At 71.6% G+C, this 16,610-nt stretch carries 16 protein-coding genes; 11 read left to right on the forward strand and 5 right to left on the reverse strand.

The annotated features are described in order from the left end of the window. The first annotated feature begins 4 nt into the window (after positions 1-4). Both ACFYXK_RS05090 and ACFYXK_RS05095 read left to right on the forward strand, forming a co-directional pair. A complete protein-coding gene (locus ACFYXK_RS05090) occupies positions 5-235 on the forward strand; it encodes a hypothetical protein (protein WP_365952546.1) in 231 nt (76 codons plus the stop codon). A 92-nt stretch (positions 236-327) separates the two neighbouring features. Then, on the forward strand, positions 328-534 hold the full coding sequence (locus ACFYXK_RS05095) for a hypothetical protein (RefSeq protein ID WP_099889587.1): 207 nt from the start codon (positions 328-330) through the stop codon (positions 532-534). A 25-nt stretch (positions 535-559) separates the two neighbouring features. On the opposite strand, the gene ACFYXK_RS05100 is transcribed toward ACFYXK_RS05095, so the two are convergent. Both ACFYXK_RS05100 and ACFYXK_RS05105 read right to left on the reverse strand, forming a co-directional pair. Beyond that, the gene (locus ACFYXK_RS05100; protein ID WP_389409887.1) at positions 560-1,888 is read right to left on the reverse strand and encodes an ABC1 kinase family protein; all 1,329 of its coding nucleotides are present in this window, start codon (positions 1,886-1,888) and stop codon (positions 560-562) included. A gap of 165 nt (positions 1,889-2,053) precedes the next feature. After that, positions 2,054-3,160 (reverse strand): ThiF family adenylyltransferase, encoded by a 1,107-nt coding sequence (locus tag ACFYXK_RS05105; protein ID WP_389409888.1) that lies wholly within the window; start codon positions 3,158-3,160, stop codon positions 2,054-2,056. A 106-nt stretch (positions 3,161-3,266) separates the two neighbouring features. Between ACFYXK_RS05105 and ACFYXK_RS05110 the strand changes: the two genes are divergently transcribed. The 4 genes from ACFYXK_RS05110 (at position 3,267) to ACFYXK_RS05125 (ending at position 7,228) form a co-directional block, all read left to right on the forward strand. Then, positions 3,267-3,911: a M48 family metallopeptidase gene (locus ACFYXK_RS05110; RefSeq protein ID WP_389409889.1), complete on the forward strand. Its 645-nt coding sequence runs from the start codon at positions 3,267-3,269 to the stop codon at positions 3,909-3,911. A gap of 133 nt (positions 3,912-4,044) precedes the next feature. After that, the gene (locus ACFYXK_RS05115; RefSeq protein WP_389409890.1) at positions 4,045-5,754 is read left to right on the forward strand and encodes a TerD family protein; all 1,710 of its coding nucleotides are present in this window, start codon (positions 4,045-4,047) and stop codon (positions 5,752-5,754) included. 20 nt (positions 5,755-5,774) lie between these two features. After that, complete coding sequence (locus ACFYXK_RS05120; RefSeq protein WP_030291234.1) at positions 5,775-6,455, forward strand: AIM24 family protein; 681 nt, start codon at positions 5,775-5,777, stop codon at positions 6,453-6,455. A 17-nt stretch (positions 6,456-6,472) separates the two neighbouring features. Continuing rightward, the gene (locus tag ACFYXK_RS05125) at positions 6,473-7,228 is read left to right on the forward strand and encodes an AIM24 family protein (RefSeq protein ID WP_389409891.1); all 756 of its coding nucleotides are present in this window, start codon (positions 6,473-6,475) and stop codon (positions 7,226-7,228) included. Between the two features lie 69 nt (positions 7,229-7,297). On the opposite strand, the gene ACFYXK_RS05130 is transcribed toward ACFYXK_RS05125, so the two are convergent. Further along, the gene (locus ACFYXK_RS05130; RefSeq protein WP_389409892.1) at positions 7,298-7,822 is read right to left on the reverse strand and encodes an NUDIX hydrolase; all 525 of its coding nucleotides are present in this window, start codon (positions 7,820-7,822) and stop codon (positions 7,298-7,300) included. Further along, positions 7,819-9,264, reverse strand: a complete 1,446-nt coding sequence (locus ACFYXK_RS05135; protein WP_389409893.1) for a zinc-dependent metalloprotease — start codon at positions 9,262-9,264, stop codon at positions 7,819-7,821. Before ACFYXK_RS05135 ends, ACFYXK_RS05130 begins: the two co-directional genes overlap by 4 nt. 192 nt (positions 9,265-9,456) lie before the next feature. Between ACFYXK_RS05135 and ACFYXK_RS05140 the strand changes: the two genes are divergently transcribed. The 4 genes from ACFYXK_RS05140 (at position 9,457) to ACFYXK_RS05155 (ending at position 12,930) form a co-directional block, all read left to right on the forward strand. After that, positions 9,457-10,611 carry an SDR family oxidoreductase gene (locus tag ACFYXK_RS05140; protein ID WP_389409894.1) on the forward strand — a complete coding sequence of 385 codons (1,155 nt, stop codon included), beginning with the start codon at positions 9,457-9,459 and terminating at the stop codon, positions 10,609-10,611. Between the two features lie 282 nt (positions 10,612-10,893). After that, a complete protein-coding gene (locus tag ACFYXK_RS05145) occupies positions 10,894-11,355 on the forward strand; it encodes a molybdenum cofactor biosynthesis protein MoaE (protein WP_389409895.1) in 462 nt (153 codons plus the stop codon). A 169-nt stretch (positions 11,356-11,524) separates the two neighbouring features. Then, complete coding sequence (locus ACFYXK_RS05150; RefSeq protein WP_266663975.1) at positions 11,525-11,722, forward strand: hypothetical protein; 198 nt, start codon at positions 11,525-11,527, stop codon at positions 11,720-11,722. A gap of 116 nt (positions 11,723-11,838) precedes the next feature. Then, complete coding sequence (locus ACFYXK_RS05155) at positions 11,839-12,930, forward strand: PDZ domain-containing protein (RefSeq protein WP_389409896.1); 1,092 nt, start codon at positions 11,839-11,841, stop codon at positions 12,928-12,930. A gap of 47 nt (positions 12,931-12,977) precedes the next feature. Here the strand turns inward: ACFYXK_RS05155 and ACFYXK_RS05160 are convergent, their stop codons facing one another. Further along, positions 12,978-13,553 (reverse strand): PPA1309 family protein, encoded by a 576-nt coding sequence (locus tag ACFYXK_RS05160; protein ID WP_389409897.1) that lies wholly within the window; start codon positions 13,551-13,553, stop codon positions 12,978-12,980. A gap of 140 nt (positions 13,554-13,693) precedes the next feature. Between ACFYXK_RS05160 and ACFYXK_RS05165 the strand changes: the two genes are divergently transcribed. Then, positions 13,694-16,570, forward strand: coding sequence for a UPF0182 family protein (locus ACFYXK_RS05165; RefSeq protein WP_389410235.1), 2,877 nt, complete (start codon positions 13,694-13,696; stop codon positions 16,568-16,570). Positions 16,571-16,610 lie beyond the last annotated feature (40 nt).

Below are 16,610 nucleotides of genomic sequence, written 5' to 3' on the forward strand. Positions count from 1 at the left end.
CACCATGTGCAATCGTTGCACAAGCAGCTCGCAGACACCCGAGCAGCCGGAAATCAGTCCAGAACCGACCACGGGAGCGACGGCGGCGACCGAACTGCCGCCCAAGCCGGTGCGCTGGCTGCCCGATCCCGTCTCCCGGCTGGGCGCGACCTTCTACGCGTTCGCCGGCGCGGTGCTCTGGGAAACCCTGAGCTACGCGGCGCACCACGTCGACGTGACGATCACCCTGGTGTGAGCCGAGCGGGATGAGCCGAGTGGAGGGGAACCGCCCCCTCCGCCGGTGCGTTGCGCGCGGCTGTCGGCTCCGGACGGGGATATCGTCTGGAGGTGGACCAGCCGAATCCCCACCCCGCCCCGTCGGGACCCGAGGCCCAGCCCGTCGTCTGCGCGCGCTGCGGCAAGAAGGCTCCCGACGGCGCCCCGCCCACCTGGACCTGCTCGGTGGAGAACGGGACCAGACAGTACTTCTGCGTCGACTGCGCGCGGGCCAACCTCAGGGCGATCGAGGGCCGCCTCGATTCGTCCTGGTGGTGACCCCGGGCCCGCAGGACCTGTGTGCTCACTCCTCGGGCAGGAACCCCGGGAGCCAGGACTCCAGTTCGCTCCGCAGCCGTACCGTCGCACCCAGCTGGCAGAGCACCCCGATGGTGCTCAGCGTCACCCGGTGGATCAGCAGGTACGAGGGCGGCAGATTGATCTGCCGGCCCAACTGGTGCGCGGGGGAGCGGGGATCGGCGATCCGGGCCGCCTGGCCGCGCAGCCACGGCCGCGTGAAGGTGAACTCCTCGGCCTGTGCGGGCTCGATGATGGGCAACAGGTAGTCCAGCACCGCCTCCGGGTCCAGTTCGATGGACTCCTTCACGAACCCCTCGGCGCACAGGTGCCCGTAGATCCCCTCGGCGTCGCCCTCGAGCGTCATCCGCAGCGAGGTGCCTATGGGCTTGGGCCAGCCGCCGGGCAGCCGGTCGACGGTGCCGAAGTCCAGCACGCCGAGGCGCATCCGGCCGTCCGCCCCCGTCAGCAGACGGAAGTTGCCCGGGTGCGGATCGGCATGCAGCAGTCCGGTGCGCGCGGGCCCCGAGAAGAGGAAGCGGGCCAGCAGCTGACCGGCGCCGTTGCGCTCCTCCTCGGTGCCGTCCGCTATCACCTCCGACAGCGGGGTCCCCTCCATCCACTCGGTCACCAGCACCTGGTCGCCCTGGTGCACGACGTCCGGTACGACCACGTCCTCGTCGCCCTCGAACGCCTCCGCGTGGATCCGCTGGGCCTCCGCCTCGAGCTCGTAGTCCAGCTCCTCCGCGACCCGGTCCCGCAACTCCTTGATCAGCGGCTTGACGTCCATGCCGGGAATCAGCGGCCCCAGCAGCCCCGCGAACCGGCCCAGTTGCCGGAGGTCCGACAGCAGCGCCTCGCCGGCCCCCGGGTACTGGACCTTCACCGCGACCTGCCGGCCGTCGTGCCACACCGCCCGGTGCACCTGGCCGATCGAGGCGGCCGCGGCCGGCTTGTCCTCGAACTCCTCGAACAGGTCCCGCCAGTCGGCGCCCAGCCGCTCCGCCAGCACCTGGTGCACGGTCTCGGCCGGCAGCGGCGGGGCCGCCTCCTGGAGCTTGGTCAGCGCCGCCCGGTACGGCCCGGCGACCTCCTCGGGCAGGGCCGACTCGAAGACCGAGAGCGCCTGCCCGAACTTCATGGCACCGCCCTTCAACTCCCCGAGCGTGCGGAACAGCTGCTCGGCGGTCCGCTGCTGGAGCTCGCGCGCCACGATCTCCGCAGACTTGCCCCCGATCCGCTTCCCCAGCCCCCAGGTGACCCGGCCCGCGAAGCCGAGCGGCAGCGCGGCCAGCTTGACGGTACGGGTGACCGCCTTCCGGGGAAGATCAGACATATGCCCCTCCAAGTCCCAGACTGCTGTGCCGCAAGCGGCGGTTCAGGATGACCCCTCGGCCAACCGCATCCTGTCATGGCACCCCCGGCCCACCCCGCCCGAGGCGCCCGCCCCGAACCCGGCACCTGTGGCGGAGCGGCTCGGCGCGCCTTCACAGCAGGCTCCTCATGGCCCCACCGCCTGCTCCGCCGGGACCGGGGCCGCCGCGCACGGGCAGGCGGGGTGGGGGTGCAAAGGGGTCCGGTCCCAGTGGAGGCCCGGGAGGGCGGCCTCCCAGCGGGAGGCCGTGGAGGCGGGGAGTTCGCCGTCGAGGAAGGACAGGGCGTGCGCCGCGGCGAGGCCGGCCACCGCCGTGGCCAGGCCCAGGTCGCAGGCCGCGGCGGTCCGGCGGCGGTGCGCCGAGCGCCACTGGACCAGCATCCGGGGCCAGGCCGGATCCGCCTCGACCCGTTCGCGCTCCATGCAGCCCGCGCACGCCGTGGCACCGGGCAGCACCAGCGGCCCCACCAGTCCGGTCCCCTCCAGCACACCGGCATACAGATGCGGGGTGCCGGTGGCGATCCAGTCGGCCGCGAGGCCCGGATCCGGGGCCCACGCCTGCAGGCCGTCCCGGGGCGCGACCACCACCAGGGACACCCCCGGCTCGGTCCCCGCGTGCTCCGCGGTCCGCGGCGCGCGCCCCGGGGCCGATGTGCGCACCAGCCCGGTCGCCGCCTCGGCCCGCAGCCGGCCGATGCTGCCGGGCCCCAGCCCGCCCGGAGCCACATCCGCCGGTTCCACCCGGCCGCCGTCGAGGACCTCGACCCGGCCCACGCCGGCTCCCGCCAGGACCCCGGCGATCACCCCGCCGACCCGGCCGCTCCCGCGCACCTGGACCCGTATGGCCCGGCGCGCCGCGACAGCGCGCAAGTCCCCTCCCGGGTCCCGGTGGACCAGCGAGAGCGAACCCAGATCGGGCCCGAGCCGCTCCAGGGTCTCCGGCCGCGCCCGCACCGCCTGGGCCCGCGCCCCGCCCGCGGTGGCATCGTCCAGCAGCCCGGCCGCCGCCAGCCTCCGCACCAGCGCGTCCACCTGCCCCTCCGGCAGCCCCACGGCCGCCGCCTCCGCGCGCAGCAGCTCCATGCCCCGCGTCCCGTCGATCCGGTCGAGCAGCGATCCCGTCGCCGTGTCCACCGGGCCGAGCACCACCGCATGCGCGGGTGTCACCCCGAACTGCACCGTCTGCAGATCCCGCCACGCCCTCGCCAGCGCAGGCTTCACCTTCGGATACATGGCCTTCCCCCCTCGTGCGAACTCCGTCTCTTTCCCGTCCCCCGCAGAGTGCCCGCCCGCCGCATTCCGTGCGCGCATTTGTCCACAGGCAAGGGTTATTAGGCATATGAGATGGAGAAAAAGGCTGTTTCCTGTACCGGCTCCGAATCGATCATGTTCGAACCGTGGAGCAGGGCGACTTCCGCGACGGCGAGCGGGTACGGTCTTGGGCGTGTCCGCCGACCCACAGCAGCGCGCCGTCGAAGTCCGCCGGAGCGCGCGCCGCCGCAGGACCGTATCCGCCTATCGCGAGGGTGACCGTACGGTCGTCCTCATCCCTGCCCGGATGTCCGAGGCCGAGGAACAGCGCTGGGTGGGGGTCATGCTCGACAAACTGGCCGCGCAGGAGAGCAGACGCACCCTGGGGGACGCGGAACTCACCGAGCGCGCCGAGCGTTTGTCCGAGCAGTACTTCGGCGCCCGTGCCCGCCCCCGCTCGGTGCGCTGGGTCACCAACCAGAACACCCGCTGGGGCTCCTGCACCCCGGCCGAAGGCAGCATCCGGCTCTCGCACCGCCTCCAGGGGATGCCGGAGTACGTCGTCGACTACGTGCTGCTCCACGAACTCGCCCACCTGCTCGTGCCCGGCCACGGCCCCCGCTTCTGGGAACTGCTCGAGGCCTACCCGCGCACCGAGCGGGCCCGCGGCTACCTCGAGGGAGTGGTCGCCGCCGAGCGCCTCCCCAAGGTCCCGGCGGCCCGCGAGGAATGACCCCGCCCGCGCATCCCCGGGCGCGGAGGTATCGATATGTACCGGGTCGGTACCGGCTTGGCCGGATGTCGGCAGATGCGGCTAGCCTGAGCGGCACGCATTTCACTGTCGGGATGGGGGACGGTCGTTACGTATGGCCAGGGAATTCCAACGCGGTCACAAGGCCAAGATCAGCGATCTGACGGCAGGCACCGATCTGTACGTGGGCGTCCAGATCGCCGGCCCCGGACTCGCCTTCGACATCAGCTGCTTCGGCCTCGACGCCAATGAGCAGTTGTCGGACGACCGCTACTTCGTCTTCTACAACCAGCCGAAGTCGCCCGAGGAGTCCATTCAGCAGCTCGGCGCCCAGGCCGGCGACACCGAGTCCTTCCGGGTGACGCTGGACCGCGTTCCGGCGAGCATCCACAAGCTGTCCTTCACCGCCACGATCGACGGCGCCGGGCAGATGTCGCAGATCGGCCCGGGATACCTCCGGATCGTGGCCGGCGGCGAGGAAGTCGTCCGGTACTCCTTCACGGGCGCGGAGTTCAGCACCGAGCGCGCGGTGATGCTCGGCGACTTCTACCTCAAGGACGTATGGCGCTTCGCCGCCGTCGGCCAGGGCTTCGACGGCGGGCTCGCCGCACTGCTGAAGAACTTCGGCGGCGAAGTCGCCGAGGAGGACGAGGCACCGGCCCAGCAGCAGCCGCAGGCCCCCGCCCAGGCCCAGTCCGGCGCCGCGCCGGGATTCGCCCCGCCGCCGCAGGCCGCCGCCCCGGCGCCGTCCTTCGGCGCCCCGGTCCAGGCCCCGCAGCCCCCGCACGTCCCGCAGCCGGCCCCGGCCCCCGCGCCCGCCCCGCAGTACCAGCAGCCCGCCGCGCCCGCCCCGGTGCACTCGGCCCCGACCATGGTCGGCCCGATCGCCACCCCGCAGGCCCCCGCGCCGTACGGCCAGCCGCCGCACGCCCCGCAGCCGCCCGGCCCGCCCTCGTACGGCCAGCAGCCGCAGCCCTCGTACGGCCAGGTGCCCGGCTACGGCGGCCAGGTCCCGCCGCCGGCCCCGGCCCCCGCGCCGTACGGCCAGCAGGCCCCCGGCTACGGCCAGGTCCCCGGCCAGCAGCCGCCCCCGTACGGCCAGGCTCCCGGGCAGGTCCCCGGCCAGCAGCCCGGCTACGGCCAGGGCGCCCCGCAGGCCGCCGGCGCCGGCCTCGCCGCCGCCCTCCAGCCGTACAAGGAAGTACCCACCGGCACGCGCTGGACCTCGCAGAACCAGCAGCTCATGCGGGTCGACCTGGCGATGGGCGGCCAGCCCGTCCTCGCCCGCCAGGGCAGCATGGTCCTCTACCAGGGCAAGGTCGACTTCAGCTACAAGGGCGCGGGCTTCGCCGGCCGCATCGTCGGCAACGCCACCGGCCAGGAGATGCAGCTGATGCGCTGCAGCGGCCGCGGCCAGGTCTTCCTCGCCGAGAACGGCGCGCACCTGCACGCCATCGAGCTCCAGGGCGACGGAATCTGCGTCTCCGCCGAGAGCGTCCTCGCCTTCGACGAGTCCCTCCAGCACGAGGTCCGCCGCATCGAGGGCCACGGCATCCCCGGCGGCGCCCTGTTCACCATGCTGTTCCAGGGCTCCGGCACGGTGATCGTCAAGACGCACGGCACGCCGGTCGTGCTGCCCGTCACCCCGACCACCTTCGCCGACAGCAACGCCATCGTCGCGTGGTCCGCGGCCTCGCAGGTGATCGTCTCCAGCCAGGTCCGGCTGCGGCGCAACGCCTACCCCGGCCACAGCGGGGAGACCGTGAACCTCCAGTTCCGCGGCGCTCCCGGCAACTTCATCGTCGTCCAGCCGTACGAGGTCTGAGGGAGCCCGTCATGAACGCAATGAACCAGCAGCTCGCGGGCTACGCCCCCACCCCCGTCACGGCCCGCATGGAGAACCACGGCCGGGCCATGCTCAAGGTCGCCATGCAGAGCGGCCAGGACCTCTTCGCTCGCACCGGATCGATGGTCGCGTACGAGGGCTTCGTCCAGTACGAGCCCAACCCGCCTGCCCTGCGCCAGATGGCCTCGCAGTGGCTGACCGGCGAGGGCGCCCCGCTGATGAAGTGCACCGGCGACGGCCTGCTCTACCTCGCGGACTACGGCGCCGACGTCGTGGTGATCAACCTCAACAACGACGCGCTCTCGGTCAACGGCACCAATCTGCTCGCCTTCGACGCCCACCTCCAGTGGGGCGTCGAGCGGGTCAAGGGCATGGCCAAGTTCGCCGGCCAGGGCCTGTTCAACGTGCAGGTCGCCGGCACCGGCTGGGTCGCGATCACCTCCCGCGGCACCCCGATCGTGGTCGACTGCGGCCGCGGCGAGGACGAGACGTACGTCGACCCCGACGCGCTCGTCGCCTGGTCCCCGAACCTCAAGGTGAAGGGCAAGCGCAGCTTCAAGGCCTCGTCGATGATCGGCCGGGGCAGCGGGGAGGCCTACCAGATGGCCTTCTCCGGCCAGGGCATCGTCGTCGTACAGCCCAGCGAGGACAGCACCGACCGGCTCCGGACCCGGGGCTGAGGGGGAGCGGACACATCATGCAGAGCTCACTTTTCGGCCACGCCGAGCAGCAGTCCCAGGAGCGGTACGCCGTCCAGAACCCGCAGCTGCTGCGGGTCACCCTGACCGGCTCCGACGACGTACTCGCCCGCAAGGGCGCGATGGTCGCCTACCAGGGGATCATCGACTTCGACGGCGAGTACCAGAGCACCACCCAGCGCACCGCCCGCGCCCGCACCGGGGAGGGCCTCGACCTGATGCGCTGCTCCGGGCAGGGCACGGTCTACCTGGCCAACCTGGCCCAGTACGTCCACGTCGTGGACGTGGACCAGGACGGCCTCACCGTCGACAGCAGCTACGTGCTGGCCCTGGACTCCACCCTGCATACCGAGGCCATCGCGGTGGACAGCCAGTACGGGATCTCCGGCTCCGGCAAGTACCAGCTCAACATCTCCGGCCGCGGCAAGGTCGCGCTGATGACCTCCGGGCAGCCGCTGATGATGCAGGTCACGCCCGACAAGTACGTCAACGCCGACGCGGACGCGATCGTCGCCTGGTCCACCTCGCTGCGCGTGCAGATGCAGGCCCAGACGCACTCCACCGGCGTCTGGCGGCGCCGCGGCAACACGGGCGAGGGCTGGGAGCTCAGCTTCCTCGGCACCGGCTTCGCGCTGGTGCAGCCGAGCGAGGTGCTGCCGCCGCAGAACGCCCAGCTCGGACAGGGCCTCGCCGCGCAGTACGGCATGGGCCAGCACGGCGCCCACGCGCAGAACCAGAACAACGCCTGGAACTAGCGCGCCGCAGGGCATACGGAAGGGGCGGCTCCGCGGATGCGGGGCCGCCCCTTCCGTCGTTCCGGGGCGTCAGAGCCGAGCCCGGGTGGCCTCCATCAGCCGGACGACCGAGGTGTCGGCCACCGCCGCCACCTCCTCGTACGGGAACCAGCGCAGGTCCAGGGACTCCTCGCTGATCTCCGCCACCGCGTCGGCCGGCGCCAGCGCCGCGTACTGCACGTCCAGGTGCCAGTTGCACGGCGCGGGGATCGGGTGCCGGTCCAGCCGTACGGGCCCGCCCGGCAGCAGGGCCAGACCGGACGCGATGCCCGACTCCTCGACGGCCTCGCGCAGCGCGGCCCCGGCGAGGGTGGTGTCCCCGGGCTCGCAGTGCCCGCCCATCTGGAGCCAGATGCCCAGCTTCTTGTGCAGCGTCAGCAGGACGCGCCCGCCCGCCGGGTCGACGACCAGCGCGCTGCCGGTGATGTGCCCGGCCTGGCAGGGCTTGTAGACCCCGTCGGGGTGCTCGGCCAGGTGTTCCAGATAGAGGTCTCGCAGCTCGCTCTGGCCCTCGTACTCCTTGAGGACCAGCACTGCGTCGTCGTACAGGCTCACTTCTTCGCTTCACCCTCGCCGTCGGAATCGCCGTCGCCCTGCTCGCCCTGCTCGCCCTGCTCGCGCTTCTGCGCCGCCTCGCCGAGCATCTTGTCGATCTCGGAGAAGTCCAGCTGCTCGCGGTGCACGAACCCGTCCGGGTCGTCGAGGTCGGAGGCCGTCGGCAGCATGTCCGGGTGTTCCCACAGCCCGTCGCGGCCGTCCACGCCGCGCGCGTCGGTCAGCGAGGCCCACAGCCGCGAGGCGTCCCGCAGCCGGCGCGGGCGCAGCTCCAGCCCGATCAGCGTCGCGAAGGTCTGCTCCGCCGGACCGCCCGAGGCGCGCCGCCGGCGCATGGTCTCGCGCATGGCGTCCGCCGAGGTCAGCCGGGGCTTGGCCGCCTCGTGCACGACCGCGTCCACCCAGCCCTCGACCAGCGCCAGCGCCGTCTCCAGGCGGGCCAGCGCGGCCTTCTGCTCGGGGGTGTCCTGCGGCTGGAACATGCCGCCCTGCAGGGCTTCCTGCAGCTGCTCCGGGTTCGACGGGTCGAGCTGGCCGACGACGTCCTCCAGCTTCGAGGTGTCGACCTTGATGCCCCGCGCATACCCCTCGACCGCGCCGAGCAGGTGCGAGCGCAGCCACGGCACGTGCGCGAAGAGGCGGGCGTGGGCCGCCTCGCGCAGGGCCAGGTACAGCCGCACCTCCTCGGCGGGGACGCCCAGGTCCTTGCCGAAGCCCTCGATGTTCAGCGGCAGCAGGGCGGCCTTGCCGGCCGGGCCCAGCGGCAGGCCGATGTCGGTCGAGCCGACGACCTCGCCCGCGAGCACGCCCACGGCCTGGCCGATCTGCTGGCCGAACATGGCCCCGCCCATCGAGCGCATCATGCCGAGGAGGGGGCCCGCCATGGCCTGCATCTCCTCGGGCAGCACGCTGCCCATGGCCGCGCCGACGCGCTCGGCGACCGGGTCCACGAGCTCCTTCCACACCGGGAGGGTCGCCTCGACCCACTCGGCGCGGCTCCACGCGACGGCCGTGGTGGCGCCCGAGGGCAGCGAGGTCACCCCGTCCAGCCAGTGGTCGGCGAGGCGCACGGCCTCCTCGACGGCCGACTTCTCGGCGACGCCGACGCTCGTGTCCTTCACCCCGTCCGCCGTGCCCTGGGCGACGGTCTGGCGGGCGATGTCCTTGGCCATGTCCCAGTTCACGGGACCGCCCTCGTAGCTGAGCATCTGGCCGAGCTGCTGGAAGGCCGCGCCCAGGTCGTTCGGGTTCATCGAACCGAACATCGCCGCGAACGGATTGTCCGCGCCGCCGGGGCCGCCGGCGCCGCCCGGCAGGCCCATGCCCGGGAACCCGAACGGATTCGGGCCGCCCTGACCGCCCTGATTGCCCTTCTTCTTGCCCTCGTCGCCGTTCTCCGGCTCCTCCGGCGGAAGGCCGAATCCGAATGGGGTGTCGCTCACGGGTTTCCTCGGCTCGTAGGGCCGCCGGCAAGGGCCGACGGGAAATGGTCCGACAACACCACCCAGCGTAGACACCACACCCGCTTCCGGGCTCGGTGCTCCGCCGACTCCTGGGCTGCGGCAGGATGGACATCACCTGGTAGGTACGCGTCACGGCGCGTCCCTACTGAAGACAACCGCTGGAGACGCCTGGTGAGTTCCCCAGATCCGCAGGTTCGCGCGCCGCACGACGCCGAAAACCGCCCTGAGCACGGCGAGAGCGCCCATGGCGTTCGCCAGCCGCGAAACCAGCCGGCACGAGGCCCCGTGATCGCGGTGACCGGGGCCGCCTCCGGGGTCGGGGCGGCCCTGGTGGCCCGCCTGGCCGCCTCCGACGAGGTCAAGCAGGTCGTGGCGATCGACGAGCGGCGCGGTGACTGCGCGGCCGCGCAGTGGCACGTCCTGGACGTACGGGACCCCGCCATCGCCGAGAAGCTGCGCGGCGCCGACGTGGTCGTGCACCTGGCGCTGGACCTCGACCTCGAGACGGACCCGGCGGCCCGTACCGCGTACAACGTGCGCGGGACCCAGACCGTACTGACGGCCGCCGCGGCGGCGGGGGTGCACCGGGTCGTGCTGTGCACCTCGGCGATGGTCTACGGGGCCTTGCCGGACAACGACATCCCGCTGTCGGAGGACTCCGAGCTGCGGGCCACGGCCGAGGCGACCGGCGTCGGCGACCTGCTGGAGATCGAGCGGCTGGGCCGCCGGGCGCCCCGGGCCCATCCCGGTCTGAACGTCACGGTGGTCCGCCCCGCGGTCCTGGTCGGCGGCACGGACACCGCCCTGACCCGCTACTTCGAGTCCCCGCGCCTGCTGGTGGTGGCCGGATCCCGGCCGACCTGGCAGTTCTGCCACGTGGAGGACCTGGTCAGCGCGCTGGAATACGCCGCGCTGGAGAAGGTCGAGGGCGAGCTGGCGGTGGGCTGCGAGGGCTGGCTGGAGCAGGAGGAGGTCGAGGAGCTGAGCGGCATCCGCCGCATGGAGCTCCCGTCGGCGGTCGCGCTGGGCGCGGCGGCCCGCCTGCACCGGATCGGCCTGACGCCGTCCCCGGCGGGCGACCTCGCGTACACGATGCACCCGTGGGTGGTCAGCGTCAGCGCGCTGCACGCGGCGGGCTGGCGGCCGCGCTGGACCAACGAGGAGGTGCTGGCCGAGCTCCTCCAGGAGGTCGCGGGCCGGCACACGGTCGCGGGCCGCCGCCTGGGCCGCAAGGACGCCACCGCAGCGGGCGCCGCGGGCGCGACGGTGGCCCTGCTCGGCGCCGCGGCAGTGGTCCGCGCCGCCCGCCGCCGCAGGGGCCTCTGACCCCGGACCCGCCCATTCCGTGGCCGGGTCCCGGCCCGGGCACGGCCTCCGGCTCCTGGCTCGCGCCCCGGGCCGTGGCCCCGTCTCCCGGCCCGGGGGCGGACGGCCGCGCCGCGAGCAGGCCACCGCTGCGGGTGCGGTGGGTCGTGCTGCCGGACGCCCCGGGGCTGTTCTCCTCGGCCCGGTGGGCGGAGGCCCTGTAGGAGGCTCCATATCCGCAGGTCGTACAGCCGGTCGAATCGGCTATATCGCGAAGTGAGAGCGGTGGTGCACGATGGCTGCATGGCACCGCACTTCGACCACCCCGGCGAGCAGGCCGCCCCGGACCCGATCCGGCTGCTCGAGATCCGTGAGACCCCGCTCTCGATCGACGAGGTCTTCACGGCCGTCGGCGACGACGCGACGGGCGGCACGACGCTCTTCGTCGGAACGGTGCGCAACCACGACAGCGGGGCGGACGTCGACGCGCTCGGCTACTCCTGCCACCCGACGGCCGAGGCCGAGATGCGCCGCGTCGCCGAGCGCGTGGTGGCCAAGTACCCGGTCCGCGCCCTGGCCGCCGTCCACCGCATCGGCGACCTGTCCGTCGGTGACCTCGCGGTGATCGTGGCCGTGTCCTGCCCGCACCGCGGCGAGGCCTTCGAGGCCTGCCGGATGCTGATCGACGACCTCAAGCACGAGGTCCCGATCTGGAAGCACCAGACCTTCTCCGACGGCACGGAGGAATGGGTCGGCGCCTGCTGAGCGTCCCCGCCGATCAGGTGGGGGGACCCGGGCGCGGGAAGGTTTTCGCGTACCGGTACTGTCCCACCCGTTCGGCCGCGCAACACGCCCTCGATTTGCGTAACCCCCTCCCGGGCACGAGCGTTGAAGCCACCAACGACACGTACTTTCGGGGCAGGGAGGCACGTCCATGGCGTCATTGGCGTGGTTGCTGATTCCGCTGTTCGCCGCGATCGGAGCGGCGATATGGGGCAGCTGGGCGGCACGCGACCGCACTCAAGGTGACATATCCGAACTCGCGGGTTACGCGAGGTTCCGTGAAGCGATGGACAAGGCCGATCAGGCCAGGGCGAAGGCAGCGGCCCATTCCGGTTCCGACGCGGTGTGACGCGTCCCGGGCGAGGCCCCCAGACCACCTGAGAATCCGCTGAGAGTTCCGCGTGCGGCTCCCGTACGGACCGGCCCCGGCGGCCGCCCGTCAGGGCCGTCCCGTACTGTCGATCCATGCCACGCCGCACTGCGACGATGCTCGCCTCCACCCTCATGCTGTTCGCGCTGCTCTGCGCAGGGGTGTTCATCAAGGTCCCGTACTCGGAAATGAGCCCGGGCCCGACGGTGAACACGCTCGGGGACTCGCGCGGCGAGCCCGTCATCAGCATCGCGGACCACAAGACGTACCCGACCAGCGGGCACCTCAACATGACGACGGTCCGCGTCACGGGCGCCGACTACGACATGAACCTGCTCGAGGCGGTCTACGGCTGGCTGTCCGACGACAACATCGTCGTCCCGCACGAGAACCTCTACCCGGACGGGAAGACGGAGGAGCAGTCCACCCAGGAGAACGCGGAGGAGTTCAGCCAGTCGCAGGAGAGCGCCAAGGTGGCGGCCCTCAAGCAGCTGGGCACGCCGGGGGTCACCACCCGCGTCGTGGTCTCCACCGTGGTCAAGGGCAGCCCCGCCGAGGGCAAGCTGCACGCCGGTGACGTGATCCGGGCCGTCGACGGCAGCCCGGTGGTCGGCCCCGACGACGTGGCCAAGCTCGTCACCAAGCACAAGGCCGGCGAGCCGGTCGAGTTCACCATCGTGCCCACGGCCGAGGCGGCCGAGGCCGAGAAGGCGCACCGCGAGCCCACCGGGTCGACCAAGATCGTGATCACCACCGCCAAGGCGGAGGGCGACGGGCACGCCATCGTGGGCATCCGGGCGGGCACCGACCACACCTTCCCGTTCACGATCGACATCAAGCTCGCCGACGTCGGCGGCCCGAGCGCGGGCCTGATGTTCGCCCTCGGCATCGTCGACAAGCTCACCCCGGGCGATCTGACCGGCGGCAAGTTCGTGGCGGGCACCGGCACCATCGACGACGCGGGCAAGGTCGGCCCCATCGGCGGCATCCAGATGAAGACGATCGGCGCCCGCCAGGCCGGCGCCGAGTACTTCCTGACGCCCGCCGAGAACTGCTCCTCCGCCGCCCAGCACGTCCCCGACGGCCTGACCCTCGTGAAGGTCGCCACCATCGACGACGCCACGAAGGCGCTGGAGAAGATCAGCAAGGGGGACACGGCCGGGCTGCCGCAGTGCGGCAAGTCCTGACCTGTCCCCCCCGCCCGAGAACGAGCGGACGAGCGGGCCGGACCCGCTCAGTCCAGGAACGTCGCGGCCAGCGCGTCGGCCAGGCCCGGGACCAGGCTCGCGCCGGTCAGCACCTCGGTCGACGAGTCCTTCTCGCGCAGGCGTACGGCCGACTCCCGCGCCCCGTCGCGCAGCACGCCCACGGTGAGGCGCACCTCCTGCCGGTCCGGGTGCGCGGCGACCCACTTGGCCAGCTGCTTGTCGCTCAGCCCCTCCGGTACGGAGGCCTCCGCGGACGGCGGCAGCATCAGCCGCTCCACCGTCAGCGCGCAGCCGACGATCGACGGGGGCCAGGCGATGGTCCCCAGGAACTTGTCCAGCGGCGTGCCCTTCGGCACCTCGTCCTGCTCGATCGGGGTGAGCTGGCTCTTTCCGGCGTCGTCCTGGTCGAGGCCGAGCTGGCTCGCGAGCCGGGGCTCCGACTTGCGGAGCCTGGCGGTGTCGACGAGCGCGAAGAGCCGGGCGGGCTTGTCCCAGCCGAGGGTGGAGGCGTACTCGTCGATCTCGAGGACGGCACGCGTCAGGGGGGTGGCGGCCATCGGCGTGCCGCCCGGGGAAGGCGAAAGGTTGGACATGGACAACATCCTGCCTCCTTTCCACCCGATACCGGGAACTGACTAAAGCCTCAGTAAGTTGCATGAGTGGGCCCTACCATCGGCCCAGCTTTTGAAATGTTCCGCAACGAGACTCAGCGACTTTCGAGGTGCGCACCTTGGCTTTCCAGATGCCGGACCGCGGCGGAGGCCCCTCCGGGCCACGGATGAGAGTCGGCCGCCCCTCCCGGCGTGCCCGAACTCTTCTGATGACCTTGGGCGTCCTGGCCGTCCTCGGCATGGCGTTCATCATGTTCGCGGGCTTCTGGACGGACTGGCTCTGGTTCCGCTCCGTGAAGTACTCCACCGTCTTCACCACCACCCTGTGGACCAAGATCGGCCTCTTCGCCGTCTTCGGCCTGCTGATGGCGGGCGCGGTCGGGCTGAACATCTGGCTGGCGTACCGGCTGCGGCCGCCGCTGTCGGCGATGTCGATGGAGCAGCAGAGCCTCGACCGCTACCGGATGAGCGTCGCCCCGTACAAGAAGTGGCTGCTCATCGGGATCGCGGCGCTCGTCGGCATGATCGCGGGTGCCTCGGCGGCGGGCCAGTGGAAGACCTGGCTGATGTACGTGAACGGGGTGCCCTTCGGGCAGAAGGACCCCCAGTTCCACCTGGACGTGTCGTTCTACACCTTCGACCTGCCCTGGTACCGCTTCCTGCTCGGCTTCGGCTTCGCCGCGGTCGTGCTGTCGGTGATCGCCGCGGTCGTCGTCCACTACCTGTACGGCGGGCTGCGCGTGACCAGCCCGGGCGCCCGCGCCACCGCCGCGGCGACCGGGCACCTGTCGGTGCTGCTCGGCCTCTTCGTGACGCTGAAGGCGGTCGCGTACTGGCTCGACCGGTACGGCCTCGCCGTGAAGTCCAGCGACTTCAAGGCCGCGGACAACTGGACCGGCCTGCGCTACGTCGACGCGAACGCGTACCTGCCGGCGAAGACGATCCTGGTCGCCATCGCCGCCATCTGCGCCGTGCTGTTCTTCGCGACGCTGTGGCGCCGCACCTGGCAGCTGCCCGTCATCGGCTTCGGCCTGATGGTGCTCTCGGCGATCCTGATCGGCGGGCTCTACCCGGCGATCGTGCAGAAGTTCCAGGTCCAGCCGAACGAGCAGGCCAAGGAATCGCCGTACGTCGAGAAGAACATCAAGGCGACGCGCGACGCCTACGGGATCGACCAGTCCGACGTGAAGGACTACCCGGGCGTCCCGCAGACCGAGGACAAGACCAAGCTGCGGCAGGCGGCCAACACCACCGCCAGCGTCCGGCTCCTCGACCCGAACATCGTCTCCCCGGCCTTCCAGCAGCTCCAGCAGGTCAAGGGCTACTACGCCTTCCCGTCCACGCTCGCCGTCGACCGGTACAGCGGCCAGGACACGGTCATCGGGCTGCGCGAGCTGAACATCGGCGGCATCCCGAAGAACAACTGGATCAACGACCACTTCAAGTACACGCACGGCTACGGCGTGGTCGCGGCCAAGGGCACCACCGTGAAGGACGGCGCTCCCGACTTCACGCAGTCCGACCTGCCCTCCAAGGGGATGTTCGGCACGGACTTCGAGCAGCGCATCTACTACGGCGAGCAGACGAAGCAGTACTCGATCGTCGGCGGGCCGCAGAAGGAGCTCGACTACTCGGACGACAAGGGCGAGAAGGAGACGAGCTACAAGGGCGACTCCGGCGTCAACCTCGACAACCCGGTCAACCGGGCGGCGTACGCGCTCGCGTTCAGCGAGCCGCAGATCCTGTACTCCGGCGCCATCGGCGACGGCTCGCGGATCCTCTACCACCGCACGCCCAAGGAGCGCGTCGAGGCCGTCGCCCCGTGGCTGACGATCGACGGCGCCCCGTACCCGGCGGTCATCGACGGCCGGATCAAGTGGATCGTCGACGCGTACACGACGACGAACGGCTACCCGTACGCCTCGCGCACCACGCTGGGCCAGAGCACCGCGGACTCGCTCACCAACAGCCAGCGCGCGGTGGTGGCGCAGGAGAACCAGGTCAACTACATCCGCAACTCGGTCAAGGCCACCGTCGACGCGTACGACGGCACGGTCAGCCTGTACCAGTGGGACACCGAGGACCCGGTCCTGAAGACCTGGATGAAGGCGTTCCCGGGGACGGTCAAGCCCAAGAGCGACATCTCCAAGCCGCTCATGGACCACCTGCGCTACCCGCAGGACCTCTTCAAGGTCCAGCGCGAGCTGCTCACCCGGTACCACGTCACGGACCCGCAGACCTTCCTCAGCGGCAGTGAGGCCTGGGCGGTCCCGGACGACCCGACGACCAAGGCCGGCACGGCGGTCCCGCCGTACTACCTGTCGATGAAGATGCCGGACCAGAAGGAGAAGGACCAGGTCTTCTCGCTCACGACGACGTTCACGCCGAACGAGCGGGACAACCTGAGCGCCTTCATGGCGGTCAACGCCGATCCGGGCACCCCGGACTACGGCAAGATCAGAATCCTGAAGCTGCCGACCAGCAAGCCGGTCGACGGCCCCAAGCAGGTGCAGAGCAAGTTCCAGTCCGAACCGAAGATCGCCGAGTCGATCCGGCTGCTGCGCGGCGGCGACTCCGAGGTCGAGTACGGCAACCTGCTCGCGGTGCCGCTGGACGGCGGGATGCTGTACGTGGAGCCGGTGTACGTGCGCAGTTCGGGGCTGAAGTACCCGCTGCTGCGCAAGGTGCTGGTGACGTACGGCGGCCAGACCGCGTTCGAGGACTCCCTGGAGAAGGCGCTGAACGTCGTCTTCGGAGCCGAGGCGCCGACGGTGCCCACGACTCCGGTGACCCCGCCCGGCGAGGGGACCACCACGCCCCCGACCGCCACGGACCCGACGGTCAAGACGGCCCTCGACGACGCGAAGAAGGCGATCGAGGCAGCCGAGAAGGCCCGCCAGGCAGGCGACTGGGCGGCCTTCGGCAAGGCCCAGGACGACATCAAGGCGGCGCTGCAGCGGGCGATCGACGCAGAGGCGAAGCTGACGGCTCCGAAGCCCGCTACGTAGTCGGGAAGCAGCATCGGTAATGGCTCAGTCCCGCGTCGTG

It is taken from the genome of Streptomyces sp. NPDC002209, from assembly GCF_042890265.1.
Lineage (GTDB): Bacteria > Actinomycetota > Actinomycetes > Streptomycetales > Streptomycetaceae > Streptomyces.

Bases quoted from the DNA above. Each gene is read 5' to 3' on its own strand.
- ACFYXK_RS05115 (WP_389409890.1), top strand. From the start codon at position 4,045: ATGGCCAGGGAATTCCAACGCGGTCACAAGGCCAAGATCAGCGATCTG.
- ACFYXK_RS05155 (WP_389409896.1), top strand. From the start codon at position 11,839: ATGCCACGCCGCACTGCGACGATGCTCGCCTCCACCCTCATGCTGTTC.
- ACFYXK_RS05125 (WP_389409891.1), top strand. From the start codon at position 6,473: ATGCAGAGCTCACTTTTCGGCCACGCCGAGCAGCAGTCCCAGGAGCGG.
- ACFYXK_RS05145 (WP_389409895.1), top strand. From the start codon at position 10,894: ATGGCACCGCACTTCGACCACCCCGGCGAGCAGGCCGCCCCGGACCCG.
- ACFYXK_RS05110 (WP_389409889.1), top strand. From the start codon at position 3,267: ATGAGATGGAGAAAAAGGCTGTTTCCTGTACCGGCTCCGAATCGATCA.
- ACFYXK_RS05105 (WP_389409888.1), bottom strand. From the start codon at position 3,160: ATGTATCCGAAGGTGAAGCCTGCGCTGGCGAGGGCGTGGCGGGATCTG.
- ACFYXK_RS05120 (WP_030291234.1), top strand. From the start codon at position 5,775: ATGAACCAGCAGCTCGCGGGCTACGCCCCCACCCCCGTCACGGCCCGC.
- ACFYXK_RS05090 (WP_365952546.1), top strand. From the start codon at position 5: ATGTGCAATCGTTGCACAAGCAGCTCGCAGACACCCGAGCAGCCGGAA.
- ACFYXK_RS05100 (WP_389409887.1), bottom strand. From the start codon at position 1,888: ATGTCTGATCTTCCCCGGAAGGCGGTCACCCGTACCGTCAAGCTGGCC.
- ACFYXK_RS05165 (WP_389410235.1), top strand. From the start codon at position 13,694: ATGCCGGACCGCGGCGGAGGCCCCTCCGGGCCACGGATGAGAGTCGGC.
- ACFYXK_RS05150 (WP_266663975.1), top strand. From the start codon at position 11,525: ATGGCGTCATTGGCGTGGTTGCTGATTCCGCTGTTCGCCGCGATCGGA.
- ACFYXK_RS05160 (WP_389409897.1), bottom strand. From the start codon at position 13,553: ATGTTGTCCATGTCCAACCTTTCGCCTTCCCCGGGCGGCACGCCGATG.